Below are 20,002 nucleotides of genomic sequence, written 5' to 3'. Positions count from 1 at the left end.
CAGGAACTCCCATCGCTTCGTCGCGCGGAGAATCCGGGCGATGGCGGACCAATCCCCATCGTTCACCGCGGCAAACTGGCCTGCCGTCCACCCACGACCGCCCGTACCCACTCCAGGCACGTCTCGTCGCGGGCGCGTTCGGCCAGACGGGAGCGGAGCATGTCGTCGCCGGTCAGGAACGACACCACCGCGTCACGTGGACCATCCGAATGCCGGTAGCCGGCCTCCTTGACCAGACGGGCGAGCCATGGATCGCCGGTCTCCAACAGCGCATCGCAGGCCGCATCCACCAGGGGCTGTTCGCCAAGGCGGTGAATGCTGTCCGCGCCATGTCCGCGACCATGTGGTCCCTGTAGGACACCAAGTGGGACACCGCAATGAGCGCAAGAGCCCGGACCGAGGCCGGCGTGTGCAGCTTCGCGAGCCGTCGCACGGCCCGTCGGCGCTTCCACCGGCCGCCCGGCCTCACCAGCTCGACGTGGACCCCGACACCTTCCATCCCGCTCCGTCAACTCGTCGAATAGCGAACCCGCATCACTGATGCTATGGCCGTGTCTCCGGGACCGGTCCCGACGTCAGCCGCGCGACAACTTGCCGAGCACCGTCGCGTCCACGCCCCGATCAGCGTTCTGGCTGCTCAGCACTTCCATGTAGAAGAGCCGCACCTTTGCGCGATTGTGGACGGCATTTTGGGTGTTGCCCCCAGGGAGCGTGAGTTGCTGTTGTGAAGTGCGGTGAGAGTGGCGTTCGCCATCGACGCCAACAGCCTGCCGGACACCGTCCTTGGACTCTGAGCCGAGCTCGGCGGAGTCTCTGTCCCGCTGCCCGCCGATCAGCGAGCAGCGAGCCGGTCTTGAGTGAGGTCGCCCAGCGCGCGGCGGTCCGGCTTGCCCGCCGCCGTCAGGGGCAGGGAGGGCAGCCGGGGCGTAGAGGTGGCCTTTGCGGGTCGTGACGTAGTCCTGGAGTTCTCTTCGTGAGGGCGGTGGCCGGGGGCGATACCACGGCAGCGTGGACGTGTTCGGCCGCGTCCTCGTCCTGGCGGCCGAAGGCCGTGGCACTGGGCGACGGTGGGGTGGCTGAGCAGCAGGTCCTCGCTGATCTCACTCAGAACAGGCCTTAGCAGCTCGCCCTGGATGGGACCGAGAGGTTCGTTGGTGTTCCATCGTGGGCAGCACCGCGACCTTCCCGTCCCGGGCCTGCGGCGGCAGCCAGGCCACGAACCCGGCGATGTCCTCCAGCGCCACCGCCTGCCATTCCGACCCTCGTCCGGCGAGGTGGGCGGACCAGTCCTTCAAGCCGGCGAACACGTCGCGGGTCAGCCCTCGACCGGTCCGTGAAGAGCGGCAGCAAGCCGTGGAGATCTGCGGCCGGGAAGCCATTCTCGCCGACCTCGCGAGGGCATCCTCACCCCTGAGGGCGTATGGCGCGCCCACAGCTGGGAGGGCTGAGACGGATGGCGCACGTCGACGGAAAGCGGATGGGAACCCTCGATGGAAAGACCGCGCTGATCACCGGCGCGGGTACCGGCATCGGCCGGGAAACGGCGCTGTTGCTGGCGGGGGAGGGGGCGAGGGTGGTTCTCGTCGGACGCAGGCAGCACATCCTCGACGAGGTCGCCGCAGTGATCGAGAAGGCCGGCGGCAGGGCCTTCACCCACTCCACGCACGTCGAGAACGGCGGCGAAGTCCGCGAGCTCGTCGCCTGGACGCGAGAGGTGGCTGGGTCCGTCGACATCCTCGTCAACAACGCGGGCGGCGCGAGCAAGGTCGTGGACGTCCGCTGGATCAGCGAGGAGGAGTGGAACAACGTCATGGGCGTCAACCTCACCGCCGTATACCTGCTCACCCAGGCCGTGCTTCCGGACATGCTGGAGCACGGCGGCGGCTCGATTATCACGGTGTCCTCACTCGCGGCGGTGCGGCCCACCCTCCTGGGCGGCGCACCGTACGGCGCGGCCAAGGCGGGCGTGCGCAACTTCATGACGTATCTGCACAACACCTTCCGCAACGACCTCATCCGCGCCACCTGCATCCTGCCCGGTGAGGTGAACACACCGATCCTGGACAGCCGCGCCGCCCCGCCGAGCGAGGAGAAGCGGGCGGCCATGGTGCAGCCGGAGGACGTGGCGCGAGCCGTGCTGCTGTGCGCCTCGCTCCCGCAGCGGACGGTCGTCGAGGAACTGGTGATCGCGCCCACGCTGCTGCGGGACACGTCCGCCGACATCGAGATCAGCCGCTGGATCGGGGCCCCGGAGGATGCCCGCCCGATGAATGGAGAAGACCACCGCATGTGAACAGAGGTGCGCAGAAGGACTGGTAGAAGATGGGCATGGCCTACGACCCTCGCCCTGCCGGTTGCCCACATGACCTGGTGCACGGTTGGCCGTGGCGCAGTGTCCAGGCAGCTCGTTGAACAGTGCCTGATGGGGCTGGGCGCACGTCAATTGATCGTGGCGCAATGCGGATCACTGGATTGTCGTCGGACATGATCGCTGAACTCGTCGCCGGCGGAGGGTCGTTGTGGCACAACTCCCGACACATGTTCCGGCTTGCTGGCTCTTGGGGCGACGAGGAGGTCCGGCGGAGGCCTGAGTGCTCAGACTCCTTTACTCGGCCGAGTACGCTGAACACCGACCTCGAAGAACGACCCATCGCATGCCGCTCACGGTTCCCCTGACTGGGGGTCAAGGGGTCGCAGGTTCAAATCCTGTCGTCCCGACTTGTGAAGCAGCAAGTCAAAGGCCGTATCGGCACTGCCGATACGGCCTTTTCCGTTGTTCCCGCGCGCCCTCGGGCGCGGGCCTCGCGGCCTAGAAGGCCGCTTCGAGGATCCCGAGGATGTCCTGCTCGGTGGGCCGGCGCGGCGCGTTGCGGGTCACGGCGTCCGCGAGCGCGCCGGCGGCGATCGGTGCCAACAGGTCCGGGCGGACGCCGAGTTCGCGCAGGGGCTGCTTGATGCCGAGTTCGCCGGAGATCCCGCGGACCGCTTCGATCGCCGCGCGTGCCCAGTCGCCGTCGGCGGGCGGGTCCAGGCGCAGCGCGCGGGCGGTCCGCTCGTAGGCCTCCCGCGCGTCGGGGGCGCTGAACTCCAGGACCTCCTCCAGGACGGCGGCGAGCGCGACCCCGTGCGGGGTGCCGGTGTGCGCCGTCAGGGCGTGCCCGATGCCGTGGACGAGGCCGAGACCGGAGATGGTCAGTGCCTGGCCCGCCAGGTGGGCGCCGAACATCAGTTGCGCACGCGCCTCCAGGTCCGAGCCGTCGCGGTGGGCGACCGGCAGCCAGCGCCCGACCATGTCGACCGCCTGCGTCGCGTACGCCACCGAGACGGGGTTGGCGCCGCGCGAGGCCAGGGACTCGATGCCGTGCACGAGGGCGTCGATGCCGGTGGCGGCCGTGATCCGGGCCGGCAGGCCGAGGGTGAGCTCCGGGTCCAGGAGCGCGATCCGCGGCTTGACCGACGGGTGGCCGAGGTAGACCTTGCGGCAGGCGACGGTGTCCTCGATGACGCCGAAGCCGTTGGTCTCGGCACCCGTGCCCGAGGTGGTGGGGATCGCGATCAGCGGCAGGCCGTCGAGCGCCTCCCACAAGGCGTCCGCGTCGGCCGCCGCCGCGTCCCCGTTGCCGACCAGCAGCGAGATGCCCTTCGCGGCGTCGAGGACCGAGCCGCCGCCCAGGGCCACGACGACCGCAGGACCGAAGGCACGCGCCCGGGCGGCCCCCTCGTCGACGTTGCCCGTGGACGGGTTGGCGCCCACCCCGTCGTACACCCCGTGCTCCAGGCCCGCCGCGTCCAGGACCTTGAGCACCTGGTCGACGATGCCGGCGGCCCGCAGTCCGCGGTCGGTGACCACGAACGCGCGGTCCATGCCCAGGGAGGAGATCAGCTCCGCGAGGTGTGCGACGCGGCCGGGGCCGAACTCGATACGGCAGGTGGGATCGATGGTCAGCCCGTTGGTGCTGGCCGGCTGGCTGGTGAGGGACTCGCCCATGGCGTGCGGCTCCTGGAAACGCGGCGGGAAGGGGGAGGGGAGACGGTCCGGTGGATCAGACGGTGCTGAGCAGGGCCTCCTCCGGACGGGGGAGGCGGAACTCGCGTCCGGCCAGGGCCTCGTACAGCCGGACCGGGCTCATCTCCCCGGCCAGGTCGCCGTGTTGCGCCCGGGAGCGGCGGAAGATCTGCTCCACGAGGGCGGACAGCTCGGTGGACACGCCCACGTCGCGGCCGAGGTCGACGGCGAGTGAGAGGTCCTTGCAGGCCAGGGCCATGGCGAAGGAGTCGTCGTAGTCGCCCTCGACCAGCACCGACAGCACGTCGTGCTCCAGGAAGTGCGAGGCGGCCGGGCTGGCGAGCAGCGAACCGCGCAGCACACCCAGGTCGACGCCCGCCTTCGTGCCCATGGCGAGCACCTCGGACGTGGCGACGAGGTGGGTGAACCAGAGCAGGTTGATCATCAGCTTGACCGTGTAGCCGGCGCCGAGCGGGCCCACGTGCAGCACCTTGTCGGGGTCGCCCAGGGTTTCCAGGACGGGCAGGCACATCCGGAAGTCGTCCGCGGCCCCGCCGACGAATATCTGCAGCCGCCCGGCCTCGGCGCCGTGCGCCATGCCGCTGACCGGGGCGTCGAGGCGGCGCACTCCGCGCCGGTCCAGCACCTCGGCGGCGACCCGGTCCGCGGCGGCGGGAGTGGAGGTCGACATGTCGATCCACAGGGCGCCCTCGGGCAGGGCACCGGCGGCGCCGCCGCGCAGCAGCACCTCCTCGACGATGCGCGGGTTCGGCAGCATCGTGATCAGCAGTTCGGCGTCGGCCGCGCACTCCGCGGGAGTGTCGGCCCAGCGGGCGCCGAGCGCCAGATGCTCGACCGCGGCCTCCGGCCGGGAGTCGTGCACGGTGACCAGGTGGCCCGCGTGAATCAAATGGCGGGCCATGTGGCTTCCCATGTTGCCCAGGCCGATGAAACCGATCCTCATCGATGTCCTCGCTATGTACCGGTGAAATGGGGGATGAACGGGTGAGAGGGGGTTGGCCGTTCAGGCCAGGTCGATCCAGGTGGTCTTGAGTGCCGTGTACGCGTCGAGCGCGTGCAGGGACTTGTCGCGGCCCGCGCCGGTGGCCTTGAAGCCGCCGAAGGGGGTGATGACATCGCTGGCGTCGAAGGTGTTGATCCACACCGTGCCGGCCCGCAGTCGCCGTGCGGTGCGGTGGGCGACCTTCACGTCCCGGGTCCAGACGGAGGCGACGAGCCCGAAGTCGCTCTGGTTCGCCAGCCGTACGCCTTCGTCGACGCCACCGTCGTACGACACGACGGCCAGCACCGGGCCGAAGATCTCCTCCTGGCCGACGACCGAGGTGTTGTCCACGCCGTCGAGCACCGTCGGCTCGACGAAGGTGCCGCCGGACCCGGTGAGCGTGCGCCCGCCGCCCAGCAGGACCCGCGCCCCGTCCGCCTTGCCGCGCTCGATGTAGCCCAGGATCTTGGCGAGTTGGCCCTCGTCGACGATGGGTCCCATCACGGTGGCCGGGTCGAGCGGGTCCCCGACGCGGAAGGTCTCGGCGGTGATCCGCCGCACGGCGTCCAGGAGTTCATCCTTCACCGCCGCGTGGACGACGACGCGCGAGCCCGCGTTGCAGGTCTGCCCCGCGTTGTAGAAGATCCCCCACGCCACGGCGGACGCGGCGGCCTCGATGTCGGCGTCGGCCAGCACCAGCTGCGGCGATTTGCCGCCCGCCTCCACGGCGACCTGCTTGCCGTTGGACTCGCCCGCGTACACCTGGAAGAGCCGGGCCACCTCCGCCGAGCCGGTGAAGGCGATCTTGTCGACCTCCGGGTGCCGGCCGAGGGCCTGACCCGCGACCTCGCCCCGCCCGGGGGCCACGTTGAACACGCCGTCGGGCAGCCCCGCCTCGGTGGCCAGCGCGGCCAGTCGGAGCGCCGCGAGCGAGGTCTGCTCGGCGGGCTTGAGGACGACGCTGTTGCCGGTGGCGAGCGCCGGGCCCAGCTTCCAACTGGCAATCAGCAGCGCGTAGTTCCACGGCACGACCGCGCCGATGACGCCCAGCGGCTCCCGGGTGATCAGCGCCAGCGCGTCGCCGGGCGTCGGCGCCACCTCGTCGTAGGTCTTGTCGAGGGTCTCGGCGTACCAGGCGATGGTCTCGGCGGCCTTGTCCACGTCGATGCGGACCGACTCGGTGATGGGCTTGCCCATCTCCAGCGTGTCGAGCAGCGCCAGTTCCTCGGCGTTCGCCCGGATCAGCTCCGCCCAGCGCAGCAGGATCCGTTTGCGCTCCCTGGGCGCGAGGTCGCGCCAGCGTCCGTCCTCGAAGGCGGCGCGCGCGGACCGCACGGCACGGTCGACGTCCTCGACGCCCGCGGACTGCACCTCGGCCAGCGCGACGCCGTCGCGCGGCGAGACGCTCGTGAAGCTGTCACCGGAGGCGGCGTCGGTGAAGGCTCCGTCGATGAACAGGCGCGTCTCGAAGGAGAGCTTGCCCGCGGCGGCCAGCCACTCGTCGTGGGAGCGCGCCAGCAACTCCGCGATGGTGTACGTCACTTGATCCTCCAGCGGTCGATCGCGTCCTCGTCCAGCTCGACACCGAGGCCGGGCCGGTCCGGGATCTCCAGGTCGCCCTCGGCGTTCACCCGGACCGGCTCGGCGAGCATGAAGTCGCGGCGCTCGGGGGTCCAGCCGGGCGGGTCGTAGGGGAACTCGAAGAAGGGGCCGCCGCCGACGCCCGCCGCGACGTGCAGGTTCGCGAGCACACCGATGCCGTTGGTCCAGCTGTGCGGGGTGAACTGGCGGTGCTTGAGGTGGGCCAGCTCGGCCAGGGTGCGGGCGCGCTGCATGCCGATCGCGAGCACCACGTCCATCTGGTAGATGTCGAGGGCGTCCTCCTCGAGGTAGCGCAGCAGCTCGGTGGGGGAGTGGTGCATCTCGCCGGCGGCGATCCGCACACCCGGGTTCTCCGCGCGCAGCCGCTTGAAGCCGTTCAGGTCGGCGTACGGCAGCGGCTCCTCGACCCAGAACACGTCGAGCTCGGCGAGGCGGGCGATGGTCTTGCGGGTCCTGGCGAGGTCGGAGGCGTTCGCCGTGTCGCCGGCCATCCGCCAGGACTGGTTGAGATCGACCATGATCTCGAAGTCGTCGCCGAGCTCCTCGCGCACGGCACGCACCGCGGCGATGCCCTCGTCGATCCGGTTCCGGTCGATCCGGATCTTCATGGCCCGGAAGCCCGCCTCGCGCACCTTCAGAGCGGTGGCGACGCGCTCCTCGGGGGACTTCAGCTCCCCGGAGGAGGCGTACGCGGGCAGCTTCTTCGCCGCGTTGCCGAACAGTTCCGACACCGGGCGGCCGTGGACCTTGCCGATGACATCCCACAGCGCGGCCTCCAGGGGCCAGTAGTGCGCGCCGTGGAAGTTGGCGGTCTCGATGGCCCGGACGTGCCGGGTGATGTCGAGCGGGTCCTCGCCGACGAACAGGTGCTTGTACGTCTCGAAGCCGTCCATGAGGTCGCCGGAGCCGATGCCGGTGACGCCCTCGTCGGTGTGGACACGGACGATCGTCGCGTCGAAGGTCCGGCGCGGCTCGGGGTCCCAGGCGGCGCGGAACGGCGGGTCCAGCTCCAGGCGCAGCCGGTCCAGGGTGATGTCGGTGATCTTCATCGGGCGAGCACCTCGGGGGTCGGCGTGTAGAACGGGTTGGCCGGGCCCTCCTTGGCGGCGGCCTGTACGTCGGAGACGGTGGGCGTGCCGGTCACGGCGGCCCGTACCGCGCCGTACGCGGCGGCGCGCTGGTTGCGGAAGGAGACGTCCAGGTCGCCGACCGCCGGGTTGACCCACACCGCGGCGATGATCAGCAGGTCGTCGGCCTCCTCGGCCGGGATCAGCCCGTCGTCGACCGCGTCGGCGACCCCCTGCGCGAGGCCGGCCTGCGCGGCACCCCAGGTGGCCCGCTGGTGCAGCTCGCCCTCCGCGGCGGCCTTGGCCACGAACAGGGTCAGCGGCTTCACCGGCACGGACGGCCGCACGACCGTCATGAACGGCACGTGCCCGGCGCTCGGGGTGGCCAGCGCCGTCGCCCAGGCGGTCTCGACGGGGCCGCCCTTGCGTCCGATCACGATGTTCGTGTGCGCGGCGTCGGGGCCCTCGCCGACGAAGGACTCGCCGATGAGCGCGGTCGGGGCAAAGGGCGAAGGCATGGAATCTCCTGGATCTCCGGGAGCGGGAAGCGGCGGCGGACCGGGGGATCCGGCGAGGCGGGAGCAAAGCTCGCATACCTCGCAGTTCATCCGGCCCGATGCGGCGAATCTAGGTCCGCCGCCACCCCGTCGCAAGGCGCCCGCGGGAATCGAAATGCCGGTTGCTCTCCTGACAACTTCCGGTCTGACCTGGGGGTTCCTTTGCCGGCGAGCGCGCATACGATGACCCCGTGACCGACTCCTCCTCGGCCTCCCGCGGACACGGCCTGCGCCGTGACATAGACCTGCTGGAGGCGCTCGCCTCCGACGAGGCGCAGAACGCCGGCGGCCTCGGCGTCGTACGCCTCGCACAGCTGGTCGGCCGCGAGAAGACCCAGGTCTCCCGGGCCCTGAAGGCCCTCGCCGCCGAGGGCATCGTGGAGCGCGACCCCGACACCCTGGAGTACCGCCTGGGCTGGCGGCTGTTCTCCCTGGTGGCCCGCACCTCCGAGAGCCGGCTGGTGCGCGTGGCCGAACCCGTCATGCACACCCTGTCCGCGGATCTGGAGGAGACCAGCCACCTGTGCGTCCTCAGCGACCGCGAGGTCCTCACCCTGCTGTCGGTCTCCGGGCACTCCTTCCGCGTCCACGGCTGGGAGGGACGCGGTGTGCCCGCCTGGCGGCTGTCCGCGGGGCGCGTCCTGCTGGCCGACGCCACGCCCGACGAGCTGTACGTCCGCTTCGGCACGACCGGTGAGATGCCCGTACAGGACCTGTGGACCCTCATCCAGGACGCCCGACGGCAGGGCTACGCCCGGGTGAGCGAGGAGTTCGAGGAGGGCCTGGTCGGGGTGTCCGCCCCGGTGCGCGACTTCCGTGGCCGGGTCGTCGCGGCCATCAACATCTCCGCCCCCAAGACCCGCCTCGGCGAACGTCTCGACGACGCGGGGCGTACGACGGCCCGGGCGGCGGCGCGGGTGTCGTCGCTGCTGGGCTGGGAGCCCCGGCGCACACCGCAGCTGCGGGCCCGGCTGACCTGAGGGCGCACCACCGTCACAGCGACCGACTCACCTGACGGCGCCCCCGTACTGCCGCACATGATCGGTGAGTTGCCCTCACAGCAACCACGGTTGCGATCCGCCGGAGTTGTCTTGTCCGCCCCATGACGCGCTCGTAAATTCACCGCGCATCGGACGAGCCCCGTCCGGAACGGAGAAAAGAGCAGCTCATGAACCTCGCCGGCATCGACCTCCTGGCCAAGGCCCCGCTTGCGGAAGGCGATGTGTTCCTCGGCGGCCACTGGCTCCCGGCCGCCGACGCACGGACCTACCCGGTCCACGACCCGGCCACCGGAGACCTGATCCGCGAGGTCTCCTCGGCGGGGGAGGCGGACGCCCGCGCCGCGATCGACGCCGCACGATCGGCCGCGGCGGGCTGGCGCGCGACACCGCCCCGGCGCCGTTCGGAGATCCTGCACGACACCTTCCGGCTGATGCGCGAGCACACCGACACCCTCGCGCGGCTCATCGTCCTGGAGAACGGCAAGGCGTACCGGGACGCGGCGGCCGAGGTCGGCTACGCCGCCGAGTTCTTCCGCTGGTTCGCCGAGGAAGCCGTCCGGGTCGGCTCGTCCTTCGGGGACGCCCCGGCCGGCGGATTCCGCCACGTCGTACGCAAGCACCCCGTCGGCGTCACCGCCTTCGTCACCCCCTGGAACTTCCCGGCCGCCATGGCCACCCGCAAGATCGCCCCGGCCCTCGCGGCCGGCTGCCCCGTCCTGCTCAAGCCCGCCCCGGAGACCCCGCTCACCGCCCTCGCCGTCGCCGCGCTGCTCACCGAAGCCGGCCTGCCCGACGGCCTGTTGAACGTCCTGCCCACCGACCGCGCCCCCGAGGTCGTCTCGGCCTGGCTCGGCGACGAACGGGTCCGCAAGTTCTCCTTCACCGGCTCCACCGCCACCGGCAAGGTGCTCTTGGAGCAGGCCGCCGCGAACGTCGTCAACGTCACCATGGAGCTGGGAGGCAACGCCCCCTTCGTCGTCTGCGCGGACGCCGACGTCGACGCCGCCGTACGCGGTGCGATGGACGCGAAGATGCGCGGCGGCGGCGAGGTCTGCATCGCCGCCAACCGCTTCTACGTCCACGCGTCCGTCGCCGACGAGTTCACCGAGAAGTTCGGCGCCGCCATGGCCGCCGTACGCGTCGGACCCGGTCTGGAGGACGGTGTCACCCTCGGGCCGATGATCAACCGGGGGGCCGTCGACAAGATCCGCTCCCTCGTCGACGACGCCGTCGCCCGCGGCGCCCGCATCGCCGCGCGGGGCGGCACTCCCGACGGGCCCGGCCACTTCCACCCCGCGACCGTCCTGGTCGACGTCCCCGAGGACGCCCGGATCCTGCACGAGGAGGTCTTCGGACCGGTCGCGCCGCTCACCACGTTCACCGACGAGGACGAGATGATCGCCCGCGCCAACGCCACGGTCCACGGCCTGGCCTCGTACGTCTACTCCCGCGACGTCGGCCGCGCACTGCGCCTCGCCGAACGTCTGGAGGCCGGCATGGTCGGCGTCAACCGCGGCCTGCTGTCCGACCCGGCCGCCCCCTTCGGCGGCGTCAAGCAGTCAGGACTGGGCCGGGAAGGCGGCCGCGAAGGCATCGAAGCCTTCCTGGAGACGCAGTACATCGCCCTGGACTGGACCGACTGACCTTCCCCCGCACCCACCTCCCCTCCCTCCGCTCACGACAAGGACCGCCCATGGCAATGACGCCTGCGACCCAGCATCAGCCCAGCACACCGGACGTCCCCGACCTGCACCGCGAACGCCGCCGTCTGCACACCAAGTTGAAGCTCGCCACCCAGATCGGGCAGGGCATCGACGGCTACATCATCGGCGGCATCGGCATGGCCATGGCCGCGCTCACCACCGACCTGCACCTCTCCACCTTCATGCAGGGCCTGGTCGGCGCCTCCCCGCTGATCGGCATCTTCATCGGCGGCCCCCTCTTCGGCCGGCTCGCCGACCGCTTCGGCCGCCGCCCGGTGTTCCTCGTCGACATGCTGATCTTCCTGATCGGCTCGGTCCTGCAGTTCTTCGTCACCGACGGCACCCAGCTGTTCCTCATCCGCCTGCTGATGGGCGTGGCGATCGGCGGCGAGTACGCCATCGGCGCCCCGCTGCTGTCCGAGTACGCGCCCCGGCAGGGCCGCGGCCGGCTGCTGGCCAGCCTGGAGATCAGCTGGTACGTCGGCTACGCGCTGGCCACGGTCGTCGGCGCGCTGTTCGCGGACGTCGACGGCGGCTGGCGGTGGTCCCTGGCCAGCAGCGCGGTCATCGCCGTGGTGTGCGTCGCGCTGCGCGGCGGCATCCCGGAGTCGGCACGCTGGCTGCTGAGCAGGGGGCGCCGCGAGGAGGCCGAGGCACTGATCGAGAAGTACGGCATCGAGGTGGACATCGACGCCGAGCTCGACGAGTCCCAGGCACCCGCGCGGGAGGGGTTCCGGGCCCTGTTCAGCCGGCGGCACCTGCGCAGCACGGTGTTCGCCAGCGTCTTCTGGGCCGCGCTCGTCCTGCCGTACTTCGCCATCGGCACGTTCTGGACGCAGGTCTTCGAGGCGCTGAACATGGGCGACAACGCGGTCGCGGCGCTGCTCGTCTACTCGTTCACCGCGGTGGCGGGCGTGACGGCGGGCTGTCTCGTCGTCGACCGGATCGGCCGGCGCAGGCTGCTGATCCCGCCGTTCTGGATCACCGCCGGCGCTCTGGCGCTGGTCGCGCTGTGGCCCACGTCCACCCCGGTCATCGTCGGCGGCTTCCTGTTCTTCATCTTCCTCAACGCCGCCTCCAGCGCACTGACCGCCATCTACCCGCTGGAGGTGTTCCCGACCTCCCTGCGCACCACCGGCGTCGGCTTCGCCACCGCGATGAGCCGGGTCGGCGCGGCCATCGGCACCTTCCTGCTGCCGATGGGCCTGGACCGGTTCGGCGCGGAGTTCGTGCTCCTGATCGGCGCCGGGGTGCTCGCCCTCGGCGGTCTCGTCTCGCAGTTCCTCGCCCCGGAGACGACCGACATGGACCTCGCCCGGGCGGCCCGCAAGGCCCGCGGCGCGTAGCCGCCGCACGCAAAGGGACGGCCCCGCGGGCGCGTGCCCGCGGGGCCGTGCGCCGTCGAGCGTCAGGCGTAGGCGTCGAAGGGGATCCCGGACGGTTTCGCGTAGTTGAGCGCCCACTGGAAGTCGCCGTCGTCGATCTTGATCGTGGCGGAGCCGAAGTCGGCGCTCATGAGCTTGTCGCGGTATCCGGCCGGATAGCCGTTCCAGCCGACCAGACGCGGGAAGAACCAGTTGCCGGTGGCGTTCTCCGCCGGTTCGTCGTTGCTGCCGGCGAACCGGAAGCAGTGACTGGAGACGCCGTCCTTGTGATAGACGATCTTCGGGTGGGTGCCGTCGAAGCGGATCGCCGAACGGGCGGCCAGCTGGTACGTGTTGTGCTGGGACACCGACACGTACTCGGCCTGGTTGTCGCGGATCCACACGATGACGTGTTCCCAGTCGTGCGTGTGCCCGAGGGCCGCCGGACCGAGGGTGATCTGGTCCTTCTCGAAGTAGCTGGCGTACATCACCGCGCACCAGCCGTTGTTGCACTTCGCGCGCGAGTAGGTGTTGGCGTTGGCCAGCTGGGCGTAGTCGTGGCACTTGCCGTTGACGTCGCCGCCGAGCTTGAGACCCGGGTTGAGGGTCCCGTCGGCGCCGATGGCGGCCGTGGCGTAGCAGCCGTCGCCGTCGTAGTCGTAGGCCGGGGAGAAAGTCTGCTCCAGGCCGTCGGCGTTCTGGGGGAGCAGGGTCAGGACACTCGCGTGGGCACTCGCGGGGAGGCCCACCACGAGCGTCATCGCTCCGAGAAGGGCCATCGCGAGGGTGCTCAACTTACGCATCACGGCTCCCGGTTCAGCAGTAGAGGTTGCCGCCCGGCGAGACGCCGAGGATCGAGGTGAACCGGTTGTAGGCGTCGACGCGGCTCTGCACCTGCGCCGGGTTCCTGCCGTCGCACTCCAGGGACCCGTTGATGGAGCGGATCGTCTGACCGAAGCCGGCCTGGTTCACCATCGCGTTGTGCGGGGTCATCGTCCCGGGGCCGGACTGCGTGTTCCAGTACCAAAGACCCGTCTTCCAGGCGACGGCCGACTCGTTCTGGACCCGCCAGGGGTTGTTCAGCAGGTCGATGCCGAGGGCGTCACCGGCGGCCTTGTAGTTGAAGTTCCACGACAGCTGGATCGGACCGCGGCCGTAGTAGGCGGCCTGGCCGGCGGGGCAGCCGTAGGGCTGGTTCCAGTCGCAGTAGTGCGGATAGTTGGCGGTGTTCTGCTCGACGATGTGCACGAGGCCGCCGGTCTCGTGGTTCACGTTGGCGAGGAAGGCCGCCGCCTCCTGCTTCTTCACCGTGTCGCTGCCCGTCGTGGCGAAGCCCGGGTAGGCGCTCAGCGCGGCGGTCAGGCCGCTGTACGTGTAGAACGAATTCCGGTTCGGGAACATCTGGTTGAACTGGGCCTCGCTGACGACGAAACCGGACGGGTTGCCGCCGCCCCCGCTCGCGGGCGCGTTCCACTTCTGGTTCGCGGCGCCGGTGCAGGTCCAGATCTGCAGCCGGGTGCCGTTGGCGCTGTTGTTGTCCCGGACGTCCAGGCACTTGTTCGCGGCCGGGTTGACGATGTCGCGCGCACCGCTGACCACCCACTGCTGGTTCGCGCCGCCCGAGCAGTCCCACAGCTGGACCGCGGCGCCGTCCGCCGTGCTGCGCTCGGTGACGTCCAGACACTTGCCGAGCGCGCGCAGGGTGCCGTCACCGGAGTTGGACCAGATCTGCGCGCCGGTCCCGTTGCAGTCGTAGAGCTGTACGGCGGTGCCGTTGGCGTTGCTCGCGCCCGCCACGTCGACGCACTTGCCGGCGAGGCCGGTGATCGTGCCGTCGGCGGCCCGCGCGGGCGTCACGGTGAGCAGGGCGGTGAGGACGGCGGTGAGCACCGCGAAGATCGCGAGCCGGGGTCTGAGATGGGTCGTGGACATGGTCGAGGACGCTCCTTCGATGTGTCGGGGGTGAGCCGGCCGCCCCTCCTCGCGTGGGGCGGCCGACGGCAGAGCTCAGGGACGCGCTACGGGTAGTTCGTCAGATTGGCCACATTGGAGCCGGAGTTGGACGGACCGCCCGTGTTGTTGACGACGTGCCGGATGGTGCCCGTACCGCCGAGGGAGACGGTCACCATGCTGGTGAAGCGCACTCCCGTCCTGTTCGGTGCCTCGATGGCCCGCTCGGCGGTCACACTCGGGTTGACGTTGAAGAAGCAGTAGCTGCCGAGGCCGTAGGCCTGGTGGCTGGTGACGGAGTCGGCGACCTTGTAGGCGGCGTAGCCCTGCGTGGCGCCGTTCATCCAGGCCGCCTGGTTCGGCGGGTCGTACGGCATCTCGTTCTGGTAGAAGTACGTCCGGCCGCCGTTGCCGTTCCAGATGGTCTGGTACTTCTGGTAGTGCTCGACGAACAGGCCGTACGCGGTGACGTCGTCGCCGTTGACGATGAGGCCGGTGTCGCCGGTGTTGGTGTTCCAGCCGACGCCGCTGCCGTGGTCGGCGCGCCAGATCCACATGTGGTCGCCGATGACGTTGTCGCTGTTGATGACGAGGCTGGTGGTCGCCCTGCCGACGGCCGCGCCGCCGACGCGGAAGTACACGTCGTGCAGCGAGGTCGGGTTGGCGGCGTGTGAGGCGGACGAGCCGGTCGGGCCGACCTCCATCAGGGTCGGCGAGTTGGTGGTGCCCGCGTCGAAGAGGACGCCCGCGACCTTCACGCCGTCGACGTCGGCCACCTTCATCGCGGTGACCCCGTTGTCCGGGATGAACGTGGCGAGGCCCAGGCCGAGGACGACGGTGTCGGCGCGGTTCACCTGGAGCGTCTGGTTGAGGTGGTAGACGCCGGGCGTGACAAGCAGGTTCTTGCCCGCGGCCAGGGCGGCGTTGATGTCACCGGCGGTCGCGCCCGGCTTGACGACGTAGAAGGAGTCGAGGGACAGCGAGCTGCCGGACGGGGAGCCGCCCGCCCAGCTCGTCGCGCTGGAGTTGGACCGCACCGACGGCACGAACACCTTGTAGGTGCCGTCTCCGTCGACGTACAGGAACGGCTTCTCCCGGCTGACCGGGGTCTGCGCGACCGTGGTGTACGGCGGGTTGGGGAAGCTGGTGCCCGGGACGCCCTGGCTGCCGACGAAGACCATGTTCCAGTTGGAGCCGGTCCAGCTGCCGAGCTGGGAGTTGCGGGTCAACCACTGCTGCTGGCTGCCGGAGTTGACCTGGCCGTCGACCTTGGTGTCGGCGAGCAGACCGCCGCTGGACCAGCCGCCGTCGTCCAGCGCGAGGTTGCCGCGCAGATGCATCCGGCGGTAGGCCGACGCCTGCGAGACCGCCCAGCGGTCGGCGCCGCCCGTCGGGTTGACGGACAGGTTCTCGGCGCCGCGCCAGAAGTTCTGGGTGGCGTTCTGCGGCGGGAACCAGTCGGCCTCGGCGTGCACGGCGCCGTTGACGGTGACCGCGTCCGGGGAGAGACCGAGCCCGGCGACCTGGGTGTAGAAGCCGACGTTGACGTTCGCGTTGTAGGAGCCCGGCTTGAACAGGACGGCGTAGCGCTGCGAGCCGAACTGGTTGGTCTCCTGCTGCTGGAAGATCGAGTCGAGCCGGTTCTGGATGGTCGAGGACGACATGGACGGGTCGAAGACGACCACGTTCGGGCCGAGGTCCGGGTTCGCGGTCGACTGGTTCACCGGGACCACCTGGAACCGCTGGGCGGCACTGCCGTTGCACGCGTACTGCACGAACTGCACGCTGTCGGCGAGCGAGGCGCCCGGGTCGTCCAGGCACTTTCCGCTGCCCCGGTTGACGAACCGGTAGACGCCGCCGCCCTCGTCGACGGGCAGCCACTGCTGGTTGGCGCCGCCGCCGTAGGCCCACAGATGGACCGGCGCGCCGTCGGCGGTGGACAGGTCGGCGACGTCCACGACCTGGCCGGTGTTGTTGCGGTTGTTGATGCGGACGTAGCCGTCACTGGTGGGCGTGAAGCTCCAGTTCTGGGCCGTGGAGCCGTTGCACGCGTACTGCTGCACGACGGTGCCGTTGGCGGTGGCGGCCGACCGGGCGTCCAGGCACCGGCCGCTCGCGGCGTTCATGACGGTCGCGAAATCGGCGGGCAGCGCCGCCGCCGCGCTCTCGGCGGCGCCGGCGGGCGCGGGCCCCGAGGTGAGCAGGGACGCGGCCGCCACGGTGACGACCGTGACGGCGGTGGATCTGCGGAGGCGCCTGAGCGCGGGACGCACAAAGGTGAGCACTGATTCTCCTCGCCGGGGAAGCGATGCGGGGTTTTCCGGCCGGAGCCGGGGGAGGGGTCGAGCGCTGCGGGGTGGCTGGATCAGCCGGTGTATCCGGCGAACACGCGCGTGAAGTCCCAGTCGGACTGGTTCACGCCGGAACAGCTGTCGGCGGGGCCGCCGGTGCAGGGGCGGTCGCGGTTGACGGACCAGAAGGTCAGCCGCGCCAGGTGGTGCTGCTGGGCGTAGGCGAGCATCGTTGTGAAGTCGTCGACGGTGACGGTCTCGTTCTGGTCGGTGATGCCGTTCATCGACGAGATGCCCATGGACCGGTAGGCCTGGTCGTCGCTGTAGCCGTACGCCGACTTCAGGGAGTTCTTCAGGCCCTCGGCGGCCCGCACGGACAGGTCGCCCATGTTCTGTCCGTTGCCGCCGAAGTTGAACGGCATGATCGTCCAGGCGTCCACCGTCAGACCGGCGCCCGCGGCGCGGTTGATCAGGCTGGTGTCGGGGCCGCTCTGGCCGGTGCCGATGGTGACGTACACCTTTAGGCCGGGGTTGTCGGCCTTCACCTTCTTCAGGGCGTCGACCGTGCGCTGCTGCACGGTCGGGCTGTCGTAGGCGTCGGCCTCGAGGTCGATGTCGATGGCCTTCAGTCCGAAGGCGCTGATGACCTTCTGGTAGGCGGCGGCCAGTTCGCCCGCACTCGAGCACGAGCTCTCCAGCTTGTTGCCGCTCCAGCCGCCGAACGAGGGGACCACGTCACCGCCGTTGGCCCGTACGGTCTCGATGGTGCGCTGGTCGACCCCGCCGGTCAGCGCCCGGCCGCCGTCCCACTGCGGGGTGCAGTAGCCGTTGCTGAGGACGAAGGCGAGGGTGAAGTACCGGACGCCGGTGGCGTTGCTGACCGTGGTCGGGTTCGGTGGGCTGCCCCAGCCGTTGTAGAGGTAGGGCGCCACGGCCGATGACGCCAAGGGGGCCGCGGCCTGTGCGGGGGGAGTGGAGAGCAGGCCGGTGGTGAGCGAGAGTGCGGTGACGGATATGGCCGCGGGGAGGATTTTGGACATGCGCGCGGAAGCCCTTCGTGGGGGTGAGCAACCGGGGCCGCGTTCACCTTCTGAACGGTGAGTGCGTCTCGTGGGTGTCTGGTTGACCCGTGAACCTAAAGGTCTGGACCACTTACGTCAAGACGTGAAGTAAGCTTTGGCAACAATTAATTGCGGCCCCGGTCGGAACCGACCGACCCGCCTCCCGGAGCCCCGCCGCGGCACGTGGTACTTCTTGCCTTCCCCGGCCTCGCAGCCGTACCGAGCCGTCGCCGATCCACCTGGTGGCACCGATATGACGAACCACCCCTTCGGCCTGCGCCGCCCTCATGTGGCCGTGGGCCCCGAACGACTTCTCGCCCTCGGTGACGCCGTGTTCTCCATCGCGATGACACTGCTCGCGCTGGACATCACCGTCCCGGACGGCCTGCCCGAGACCGAGGTCGCCGACGCCGTGGCGGACGCGGTGCCCACCATCGGCGCGTATCTGCTCAGCTTCTTCGTCATCGGCACGCTCTGGCTCGTCCAGCACGGCCTGTTCCGCCTGATCGCCACACTCGACCGCTGGCTGCTCCTGCTCTACTTCGCGCTCCTGGCGACGGTTGCCGCGCTGCCCTTCCCGACCCGCTTGATCAGCGAGTACGGCGAGACGACCACGGCGACCGCCTGCTACGCGGGGGCGATCGCCCTGGCCGTGGCCCTGATGTGCGGCATGTACGTGCGCCTGCTGGTGAACCCCGAGGTGGCGGCGCCGGGGACCTCCCGCACGTTGCTGAAGGTGGAGATCCGGCACGGCGTCCTGCTGGTCCTCGTCTTCGCCACGTCGGTCCCGGTCGCCTTCTACTCGCCGGCCCTCGCCAAGTACTGGTGGCTGCTGGCCGCCGGGACACGGCTGCTCTACCGCACGCCGGCCGACCAGGAAGAGTGACGGCCCCGCGCACTCAGTCGGCGTCCCCGAACCACCGGCGCAGCGCTTCGAGCAGCTCCTCCTGGCTCTCACCGACCCACGCCACATGGCCGTCCGGCCGCAGCAGCACCGCGGGCACGTCCAGGTCCTCACTGACGTCGACGACATGGTCGACCCGGTCAGCCCAGCCCCGGACCGACAGCCGACCGGTCCGGTCGAGCAGCAGGCCGCGGCCGGCGTGCGTCAACTCATAGAGGCGGCCCTGCTTCAGCGGAAGGTCCCGCATGCGCCGGCCGAGCAGGTCGTGGCCCTCGCCGAAGTCGTAGCGGACATCGACCGCGGTGATCATCCCCGTGACGTACCGGTTCACCTCCGCGAAGTCCATCAGCTTCGAGAACAGCTCCCGCAGCGCGGTCGGGCCCGCTTCGCTGCCCAGGAGGGTGATCTGCGCCCGGGTGTTGGCGAGGACGGCGGCCCCCACCGGGTGCCGTTCGGCGTGGTAGGTGTCCAGCAGCCCCTCCGGCGCCCGGCCCCGGACCGCGGCGGCCAGCTTCCAGCCCAGGTTGAACGCGTCCTGGATACCGAGGTTGAGGCCCTGCCCGCCGGTCGGCGGATGGATGTGCGCCGCGTCGCCGGCCAGCAGCACCCGGCCGACCCGGTAGCGCTCGGCCTGCCGGGTGGCGTCACCGAACCGGGAGAGCCAACGCGGCGAGTGCGCACCGAAGTCGGTGCCCGCCGTGGCCCGCAACTGCCGCTTGAACTCATCGAGGGTCGGCTCGCTCGCACGGTCCTCGGACACGCCGTCGGCCGGCACGACGACGCGGTAGACCCCGTCCTCGCCGGCGGCGGCACCGAACCGCAGCTGGGTCCTGCGGACTTCGGCGACCACGGCGGCGATCCTCTCCGGATCCTCCGTCAGCTCCATCTCGCCCAGCAGCGTCTCGACCGTGGCGGCCTCGCCGGGAAAGCCGACGCCGAGGAGCTTGCGCACCACGCTGCGGCCGCCGTCGCAGCCGGCGAGATAGCGCGAGCGAAGCCGCGTACCGTCCGCCAGCTCCACGCTCACACCGTCGTCGTCCTGGCTCAGCCCGACCACTTCGCAGCCCCGCCGGATCTCCGTGCCGAGTTCCAGGGCGCGCTCGTTCAGCAACCGCTCGGTGACCGGCTGCGGGGTGGCCAGACCGTAAGGGTGAGCCGTGTCCAGGCCGTCCGGCCACGCCTTGGCGATGCCGCCGAACAGGCCGCCGACCTGGAACTTCTCACTGACCGCCAGGAACCGGTCCAGGAGGCCGCGCTGGTCCATCATCTCGACGCTGCGCGCGTGCAGCCCCTGTCCCCGGGACTGCGGGGTCGGTTCGGTCAGCTTCTCCAGCACGACCACGTGCACATCGTGCAGCCGCAGTTCCGCTGCCAGCATCAGGCCGGTGGGGCCACCGCCGACCACGATCACATCGATCATCACAATCCCCGTTTCCGCAGGTCCTGGCTTCGGTCGGTGATTGTGCTGCACCAGGGGGGCCTTGCCGCAAGGC

Annotated in this window: 15 protein-coding genes and 1 pseudogene; 5 read left to right on the top strand and 11 right to left on the bottom strand. The window is 70.5% G+C overall.

The window, feature by feature from the left end:
* Positions 1 to 62: 62 nt before the first annotated feature.
* On the bottom strand, positions 63 to 266 hold the full coding sequence (locus ACGFW6_RS19660) for a hypothetical protein (RefSeq protein ID WP_393511045.1): 204 nt from the start codon (positions 264 to 266) through the stop codon (positions 63 to 65).
* 1,187 nt (positions 267 to 1,453) lie between these two features.
* Between ACGFW6_RS19660 and ACGFW6_RS19655 the strand changes: the two genes are divergently transcribed.
* The gene (locus ACGFW6_RS19655) at positions 1,454 to 2,293 is read left to right on the top strand and encodes an SDR family oxidoreductase (protein ID WP_393511042.1); all 840 of its coding nucleotides are present in this window, start codon (positions 1,454 to 1,456) and stop codon (positions 2,291 to 2,293) included.
* Between the two features lie 516 nt (positions 2,294 to 2,809).
* Here the strand turns inward: ACGFW6_RS19655 and ACGFW6_RS19650 are convergent.
* The 5 genes from ACGFW6_RS19650 to fae are packed head-to-tail and all read right to left on the bottom strand — an operon-like array spanning position 2,810 to position 8,196.
* Positions 2,810 to 3,988 (bottom strand): iron-containing alcohol dehydrogenase family protein, encoded by a 1,179-nt coding sequence (locus ACGFW6_RS19650; protein ID WP_393511039.1) that lies wholly within the window; start codon positions 3,986 to 3,988, stop codon positions 2,810 to 2,812.
* Positions 3,989 to 4,043: 55 nt separating this feature from the next.
* On the bottom strand, positions 4,044 to 4,970 hold the full coding sequence (locus ACGFW6_RS19645; RefSeq protein WP_393511036.1) for an NAD(P)-dependent oxidoreductase: 927 nt from the start codon (positions 4,968 to 4,970) through the stop codon (positions 4,044 to 4,046).
* Between the two features lie 60 nt (positions 4,971 to 5,030).
* Positions 5,031 to 6,551: an aldehyde dehydrogenase gene (locus ACGFW6_RS19640; protein ID WP_393511033.1), complete on the bottom strand. Its 1,521-nt coding sequence runs from the start codon at positions 6,549 to 6,551 to the stop codon at positions 5,031 to 5,033.
* The gene (locus ACGFW6_RS19635) at positions 6,548 to 7,660 is read right to left on the bottom strand and encodes a mandelate racemase/muconate lactonizing enzyme family protein (protein ID WP_393511030.1); all 1,113 of its coding nucleotides are present in this window, start codon (positions 7,658 to 7,660) and stop codon (positions 6,548 to 6,550) included. Before ACGFW6_RS19635 ends, ACGFW6_RS19640 begins: the two co-directional genes overlap by 4 nt.
* The gene (gene fae / locus ACGFW6_RS19630; protein WP_393511027.1) at positions 7,657 to 8,196 is read right to left on the bottom strand and encodes a formaldehyde-activating enzyme; all 540 of its coding nucleotides are present in this window, start codon (positions 8,194 to 8,196) and stop codon (positions 7,657 to 7,659) included. The genes ACGFW6_RS19635 and fae overlap by 4 nt, the downstream gene beginning before the upstream one ends.
* A 230-nt stretch (positions 8,197 to 8,426) precedes the next feature.
* Between fae and ACGFW6_RS19625 the strand changes: the two genes are divergently transcribed.
* From ACGFW6_RS19625 to ACGFW6_RS19615, 3 genes are all read left to right on the top strand, one after another.
* Complete coding sequence (locus ACGFW6_RS19625) at positions 8,427 to 9,215, top strand: IclR family transcriptional regulator (protein ID WP_393511024.1); 789 nt, start codon at positions 8,427 to 8,429, stop codon at positions 9,213 to 9,215.
* Positions 9,216 to 9,403: 188 nt separating this feature from the next.
* Positions 9,404 to 10,879: an NAD-dependent succinate-semialdehyde dehydrogenase gene (locus ACGFW6_RS19620; RefSeq protein WP_393511021.1), complete on the top strand. Its 1,476-nt coding sequence runs from the start codon at positions 9,404 to 9,406 to the stop codon at positions 10,877 to 10,879.
* 50 nt (positions 10,880 to 10,929) lie between these two features.
* Entirely contained in the window at positions 10,930 to 12,285 is a 1,356-nt protein-coding gene (locus tag ACGFW6_RS19615) for an MFS transporter (RefSeq protein WP_393511018.1), read from the top strand.
* A 62-nt stretch (positions 12,286 to 12,347) separates the two neighbouring features.
* Here ACGFW6_RS19615 and ACGFW6_RS19610 read toward each other — a convergent pair whose 3' ends face one another.
* The 4 genes and pseudogenes from ACGFW6_RS19610 to ACGFW6_RS19595 form a co-directional block, all read right to left on the bottom strand.
* Entirely contained in the window at positions 12,348 to 13,106 is a 759-nt protein-coding gene (locus ACGFW6_RS19610) for an NPP1 family protein (protein ID WP_393511015.1), read from the bottom strand.
* A gap of 13 nt (positions 13,107 to 13,119) precedes the next feature.
* Entirely contained in the window at positions 13,120 to 14,235 is a 1,116-nt protein-coding gene (locus ACGFW6_RS19605) for a glycoside hydrolase family 19 protein (protein WP_393511012.1), read from the bottom strand.
* An 86-nt stretch (positions 14,236 to 14,321) separates the two neighbouring features.
* Entirely contained in the window at positions 14,322 to 16,526 is a 2,205-nt protein-coding gene (locus tag ACGFW6_RS19600; RefSeq protein ID WP_393511926.1) for an RICIN domain-containing protein, read from the bottom strand.
* A 92-nt stretch (positions 16,527 to 16,618) separates the two neighbouring features.
* Positions 16,619 to 17,482 (bottom strand): annotated as a pseudogene (locus ACGFW6_RS19595) (chitinase); the annotation flags it as partial.
* A 376-nt stretch (positions 17,483 to 17,858) separates the two neighbouring features.
* Between ACGFW6_RS19595 and ACGFW6_RS19590 the strand changes: the two are divergent.
* On the top strand, positions 17,859 to 18,491 hold the full coding sequence (locus ACGFW6_RS19590) for a TMEM175 family protein (protein ID WP_393511009.1): 633 nt from the start codon (positions 17,859 to 17,861) through the stop codon (positions 18,489 to 18,491).
* 13 nt (positions 18,492 to 18,504) lie between these two features.
* On the opposite strand, the gene rox is transcribed toward ACGFW6_RS19590, so the two are convergent.
* Positions 18,505 to 19,929 (bottom strand): rifampin monooxygenase, encoded by a 1,425-nt coding sequence (gene rox / locus ACGFW6_RS19585; RefSeq protein WP_393511006.1) that lies wholly within the window; start codon positions 19,927 to 19,929, stop codon positions 18,505 to 18,507.
* Between the last annotated feature and the right edge of the window lie 73 nt (positions 19,930 to 20,002).

It is taken from the genome of Streptomyces sp. Y7 (assembly GCF_043195415.1).
Lineage (GTDB): Bacteria > Actinomycetota > Actinomycetes > Streptomycetales > Streptomycetaceae > Streptomyces.
The sequence above is the reverse complement of the archived record's forward strand: the minus strand, read 5'-3'. Positions and strand labels throughout refer to the sequence as shown.